This is a genomic window from Bacillota bacterium (assembly GCA_040754675.1).
In the GTDB taxonomy this organism is placed as follows: Bacteria; Bacillota; Limnochordia; order Limnochordales; family Geochordaceae; genus Geochorda.
Genome location: JBFMCJ010000259.1, coordinates 1 through 5,881 on the forward strand (window position 1 = coordinate 1; position 5,881 = coordinate 5,881).

The window sequence follows — 5,881 nt, forward strand, 5'->3', positions numbered from 1 at the left end:
CTCAACCTCGGCTACTTCAAGAGCGTTTCCGTCGATATCCAGAGCCTGTCGGCGACGCCGGCCGGCTCGGGCGCGCCGCAGCTCGTGCGGGTGGTCTTCCGGGTCGTCGAAAACCCCGTCCTGCGCCGCGCCGTGGTGGAGCCGGAGGGCGAGCTGGGGGCGCTTCTTTCGAAGGCGGGAGCAAGCCCGCAGGCGCTGGCCGCCCTGCTCGAACTGCCCAAAGGCCAGGTCGCCCACGGGCCGAGCATCACCGCGCAGGTGCAGGAACTTCCGGGCAAGGTGTGGCAGCGCTACGGGGTGCTCGTGGCGCCGGACCGCATCGACCTTTCGGACGATGGTACCCTGACGGTTGCACTCCTCCCGGTGAAAGTGGCGCGCATCGACGTGGAGGGCAACCAGAAGACGAAAAGCCACGTCATCACTCGCGAGCTGTCGGTGAAGCCGGGGCAGGTGCTGGAGCGCGGAGAGCTGGAGCGCAGCCTGCGCCGGGTCTTGATGCTCCAGCTCTTCGAGGAGGTCAACGCCGACCTGAGAGGCGTACCCGATCGCTCGGACGAGGTGGCCGTGGTGGTCAGCGTCAAGGAGCGGCGCACCGGCAACGTCCAGCTCGGGCTGACCTGGACGGCCGGCGAGGGGCCGGCCGGCTTCCTGGAGGTCTCCGACAGCAACTTCCTGGGGCGGGCCCAGCAGGTGGGCATCACGCTGAGCTACGGTCGGGACGCCAAGCGCTACCAACTCAGCTTCACGGAGCCGTACCTCGATTCGGCCGGCACCTCGCTGGGCTTCAAGGTTGGCTGGCAGTCCGTGCTCACGACAGATTCTTCCTCGCAGAAGTACTTCGACGAGCGCTACGGCGGGGAAGTGACCCTGGGGCGGCCGCTTTCGGAGTACACGCGGGGTTACCTGACCTTCGCCAACTGGCGAACCGACGCGCCGCTTGCGGATCGCAGCGGATGGTCAACCGAGGCGACCCGAGGAACGCAGCGCAGCCTCAAGTTGAGCACTGTCACCGACACGAGCGACCACCCGTTCAGCCCCTCGACCGGCCAGCGGCTGCGGCTGTCGGCGGACCTGGCGGGGTTCGGCGGCACGTTTCGCTACAAGAAGTTCGAGAGCACCTACTCCCACTACATCCCGGTCCAGTTGGGCAAGAGCCGCCACGTCATCGCGGCGAGGCTGAGCCTCGGCACGCTCATCCCGGAGCAGGGCACGCCGGCGCCTGACCAGGAACTGTTCCGGTTGGGCGGCGCCGAGACGCTGAGGGGGTATGACTTCGGCAAGTTCTGGGGCACCACGATGGCGATGGGCAACGTGGAGTACCGGTTTCCCATCGTGAAGCCCGTCTCCGGCGTCGTCTTCTTCGACGCCGGCCAGGCGTGGCAGCCTGGCGAGCCCGTGGACCTTCAGGAGCTTCAGTGGGACGTGGGGTTCGGCGTGCGCATCGACATCGGCGCGCTCGGCATGCTGCGGCTTGACTACGGCATGGCCAAAGACGTGGAGGGCGGCAACTTCAACTTCAGCATCGGCCAGCAATTCTAGAACGGAGCGGGAAAGGCGGGAGCGGCATGGGTTCCCTGGAAAGATTGCGTCACAAGCGCCCGGCGCTGCTCGCGGCCGTCGCGGCGGCGCTGGTGGTGCTGGCGGCCGCGGCCCTGGTGTGGTCAGGTTCTTCGGCGAAGACGGCCACCATCATCGGATACGTGGACGTTGACCGGGTGGCAAGCGAATACCTGGGCCCGGCGCTCAACGAGCCTCTCAAGAAGGAGACGGAGAGGCTGCAGGCGGAACTCGACAAGGAGCTGGCCAGGCTGGATGCCGAGTTCGACGACAAGTCCAGGGGCATGAACGAGAGCGACAAGGCCGATCTGCGCGAGCGCTACCAGCAGCAGAAGCAGGACCTGTTCGTGAAGTACCAGCAGCAGCTTGACCAGCGCAAGCAGGAGATGATCAACGCCCGGCTTCCCAAGATCCGGGAGGCCATCGGCAAGGTGGGCGAGCGCCTGGGCCTGGAGGTGGTGCTGGACAAGAGCCAGGTCATCTGGGGCGGGCGCGATACCACCGACGAGGTGCTGAGAGAGCTCGGCGTCAAGACGCAGGCGAACGCACCCTCCGGACGCTAGGGGCCATGCGGGAGCTGACGGTACAGGAGGTCACCGAACGCCTCAGGGGCCGCATCATCGGCGCCGACCCGGCTGCCGTCTTGCGGGGCGTCGCGCCCGCCGACCAGGCGGGGCCGGAGGACGTGACGCTGGTGCTTTCGGCGCGCTACTGGGAGGAGCTGGGAGATCGCAAGGTGGGCGCGGTCCTGGTGCCGCCCGGCAAGGCGGTGCAGGGCCGTCCCTGCATCGAGGTGGAAGACCCGCGCAGGGCCTTCGACCGGCTTCTGGAGTACTTCGCCCCTGAAGCGTGGCTTCCGCCGCCCGGCATCGACCCGACCGCGGTGGTCGCTCCGGACGCCGACCTCGGCCCCGGCGTGCGGGTCGGGGCCCGAGCGGTCATCGGCCGCAGGGTGCGGCTGGGCCGGGAGTGCGTCATCCATCCCGGCGCGGTGGTGGCCGATGATGTGGCGGTGGGCGACGAGAGCGTCGTCCACGCCAACGCCGTGGTGCTCGAGCGGGTGCGCATCGGCCGCCGGGTGCTGATCGGCCCGGGAACGGTCGTCGGGTCGACCGGATTCGGGTTTGCCACCGAGGCGGGGGTGCACCGGCGGCGCCCGCACATCGGTACGGTCGTCATCGAAGATGATGTAGAGATTGGAGCCAACGCCTGCATCGACCGGGGAAGCTGCGGAGCCACGGTCATCGGGCGCGGGACCAAGATCGACAACATGGTGCAGGTGGCGCACAACGTCCGCATCGGCCCCAATTGCCTGATCATCGGCCAGGTGGGGATCGCCGGTTCGGCCCGGATCGGAGCCGGGGTCATCCTGGCCGGACAGGTGGGCGTGAAGGATCACGTGACCATCGGCGATTCGGCCGTGGTGGCTGCTCGCACGATGGTCATCCAGGACGTCCCTGCCGGCGCAAAAGTGGCGGGCGAACCGGCCATGCCGCACGCGCACGCGCTGCGGGTCTGGGCCGTCAGCCGCCGCCTTCCCGAGATGCTGGAACGGCTGGAGCACCTGGAAGAGCGCCTTCGCTCACTGGAAAAGGGAGGGTCGCCACAGTGCGCACGCTGGGGGCCGCCGGCCTGGCGGTCGTGTTGTGCCTGATGGGGGTTGCACCGTCCGCGCAAGGCTCAACGCTTCTCGGCGGGCGGAGCGCCGGGATGGCCAACGTTCCGACGGCGGACACGGGGCCGGCGGGGCAGACGACGCTCGGGGTGGTGGCCGAGGCCGGGGGCGGCGCCCGCGCTTACCTCCGGTACGGCGTAACGGATGACCTGGAGCTGGGGGTCGCCGTCGGCAATCCGGACGTCTTCGGGGAAGGGCCGGCCTGGCCTGTCGGCATCCTGGCCCGTTACCGCCTGCTCAAGGAGCATGGCAACGTTCCGGCCCTGGCGGCCGGAATCGAGGGAACGAGCGGCTACATCGTCGCCAGCCACCGGCTCCCGGGGCCGCTGCTGCGGGCTCACGTGGGCGTCAGGAGCTTTGCCGGGGGCCTGCGGGTCTTCACCGGCGTGAATGCGACGCTCAACCCGGTGACCGTGCGGCGGCCGGGCGCCATTCCGGAGCCCATCGTGACGGTTGGCGTCGATTACGACGGGTTGACCCTCAGCACGGGGGCGACCCTCCAGTTCAGCCCGTGGTTTGCCGTAGACCTGGGAGTGCGGGACAAGGGGGCGTTGCAGTTTGTGGCGGGCGCCAGCATCAGCCCGGGTTTTTAGTGCCGGGGTGATCGCGGCTTTCGTGTCCTTGTTGCCCCCGGCGGCGCCGTCTGGCGCGGGCGCGCTGGCAGCGCCTCGTGCGCCGGACGCGGCCGTGCTGTTCGAGGGGCTTGCCACCATGGCGGCCCCCGACGAGCCGCTGCGCGGCCTTTCCAACCCCGCCGGGCCGGCGTTCGTCGAAGGGCGCCGGTGGGGGGTGGGGGCCACGCTGGCTCGCGGGGAAAGCGCGGCCGGCAACCCCACCTTCGTTCACGCGTTCAGCCTCGTAGAGGGGAGGGACGGGCAGGGGTGGGCGCTTTGGGCCAGGTACGGCGGCCGGGACGCGTTGGGTGGCGCCCCGCCCGGCCCGGTGACCGAACTCTCGGTTGGTTACACGTACGCCATGGCGGTGAGTCCCGTGGCCGCGCTGGGCCTGAGCGGCCACTACCGCCGGGTCAGGGCCTCGGCCTCTGAGAGCGTGCGAGACGACCACTACCTGGGCCTGGACATCGGGCTTCTGGCAGCGCTGAGCGAGCAGGTCGTCGCGGCGGCCCGCATCGGCCCGCTGCTCGAGATCGGGCAAAGCGGCCTGTCCGGGCGCGCCGAGGAGCGGATCGCGGTTGGGCCGGCTCTGAGCGCGGGCCTTGCGTATCAGGCCAACGACTACCTGATCCTGGAGGCCGACGCGCTGGACCTCCTCAATTTGCGCACGGGCCGCGCCATCCGGCTGGAGGCGCGCCTGTACCCTGCTCCTGCGGTGGCCCTGAGGCTGGGATTTGAACAGAACGGGCCGGAGAGCGGCTGGTTCATCGGTACCGGCGTGGAGGTGCCGGGCCGGGGCTTCGCGGCCAGCTACGCCTACCTGGGTGGAGAAGCCTACGGAGGGGTGCACCAGCTCGGCATCATGGCGGCCGCTCCGTGAGGGCGTGGGCGGCCTGTGGTGAGGGTACGCCGGCTTGACCGTTACGTGGCAGGGGAGTTCATCGTCCCCTTTGTGGCAACGGCGGCCGGCTTTTTGGTTCTGCTGCTGACCAGCACCATCTTCCAGCTGACGGACCTCCTGGTGGTGCAGCGCACCGCGCTCGGCGTCACGATGTGGCTTCTCGCGTTGAAGATCCCGAGCGCGCTGAGCATCGCGCTGCCCATCGCCTCGCTGTTTGCGACGCTGCTGTCGGCCGGGCGGCTCGTCAGGGACGGCGAGATGACCGTGATGCGCACCTCGGGCCTCAGCGTGCTGCGCATCGGCGTGCCCGTCATCGTGCTGGGCGCCGTCATCAGCGTTGGGGCCTACCTGCTCAACGAGTACGTGGTGCCCGAGGCCAACCACCGCTATGAGGTCCACCTTCGCCGCGCCATCCTGGCCGACCCCGTGCCGGCCATCTCGGAGAACGTCTTCTTCAGGGGGACGCCCACCCACTGGTTTTACGTGCGCAGAGTGGACCGGTCGACGCGCCAGCTCCTGGACGCCCTTGTCTACGAGCTGCGCCCGGGTACCTTCCCCGCCATCTACACGGCGCGGCGGGGCTGGTACGAGGGGCGCACCTGGCACCTCGAAGACGTCACCATGAAGCAGCTTGACGCCGACGGGTACGTTCAACTGGAATCCAGCATGAAGGCGTACGAGCTGACCCTTGCCGAACCGACGGAGGCCTACCTGGGTTCACAGAAGAGCACCGAGGAGATGAGCCGCCGTGAACTGCGCGATCAGATCCGGCGGCTGCGCCAGGCCGGGGTGACGGCGCGCTCTTTGGTGGTGGACTATCACTTCAAGCTCGCCCTGCCCGTCGCCAACCTGGTGCTGGTGCTGCTGGGGCTGCCGCTCAGCCTGTACGGCGGGCGGGGAGGGCGGGCGTTCGGCGCGGCGGCGAGCCTGGGGCTGACGCTCCTGTACTACGTCATCTTTGCGCTGTGCCGTTCGCTGGGCAATTCCGGCGCGCTGGATCCGCTTGCGGCGGCGTGGATGCCCAATCTCCTCTACCTGGCGACCGCCGCGTGGTTGTTCGTCCGGGCGGAGTGGGCGGCGTAGCGCCGTGGCGGTCGGGCGGCTCCTGCGGCCGGTTGCCCTGGTGGTGGCGTT

General features: G+C 69.3%; 6 protein-coding genes. All 6 read left to right on the forward strand.

Translation table 11 applies throughout. The features are described 5' to 3' along the window. The coding region (locus tag AB1609_14245; protein MEW6047620.1) for a BamA/TamA family outer membrane protein at positions 1–1,539 on the forward strand (1,539 nt) is incomplete at its 5' end. Between the two features lie 26 nt (positions 1,540–1,565). Further along, positions 1,566–2,120, forward strand: coding sequence for an OmpH family outer membrane protein (locus AB1609_14250; GenBank protein ID MEW6047621.1), 555 nt, complete (start codon positions 1,566–1,568; stop codon positions 2,118–2,120). A 5-nt stretch (positions 2,121–2,125) separates the two neighbouring features. Then, positions 2,126–3,211: a UDP-3-O-(3-hydroxymyristoyl)glucosamine N-acyltransferase gene (lpxD, locus tag AB1609_14255; protein MEW6047622.1), complete on the forward strand. Its 1,086-nt coding sequence runs from the start codon at positions 2,126–2,128 to the stop codon at positions 3,209–3,211. After that, a complete protein-coding gene (locus tag AB1609_14260) occupies positions 3,166–3,825 on the forward strand; it encodes a hypothetical protein (protein ID MEW6047623.1) in 660 nt (219 codons plus the stop codon). Before lpxD ends, AB1609_14260 begins: the two co-directional genes overlap by 46 nt. A gap of 22 nt (positions 3,826–3,847) precedes the next feature. Continuing rightward, a complete protein-coding gene (locus tag AB1609_14265; protein ID MEW6047624.1) occupies positions 3,848–4,726 on the forward strand; it encodes a hypothetical protein in 879 nt (292 codons plus the stop codon). 18 nt (positions 4,727–4,744) lie between these two features. Then, the gene (locus tag AB1609_14270) at positions 4,745–5,830 is read left to right on the forward strand and encodes an LptF/LptG family permease (GenBank protein ID MEW6047625.1); all 1,086 of its coding nucleotides are present in this window, start codon (positions 4,745–4,747) and stop codon (positions 5,828–5,830) included. The last annotated feature ends 51 nt before the right edge of the window (positions 5,831–5,881 follow it).

Bases quoted from the DNA above. Each gene is read 5' to 3' on its own strand.
- lpxD (MEW6047622.1), top strand. From the start codon at position 2,126: ATGCGGGAGCTGACGGTACAGGAGGTCACCGAACGCCTCAGGGGCCGC.
- AB1609_14250 (MEW6047621.1), top strand. From the start codon at position 1,566: ATGGGTTCCCTGGAAAGATTGCGTCACAAGCGCCCGGCGCTGCTCGCG.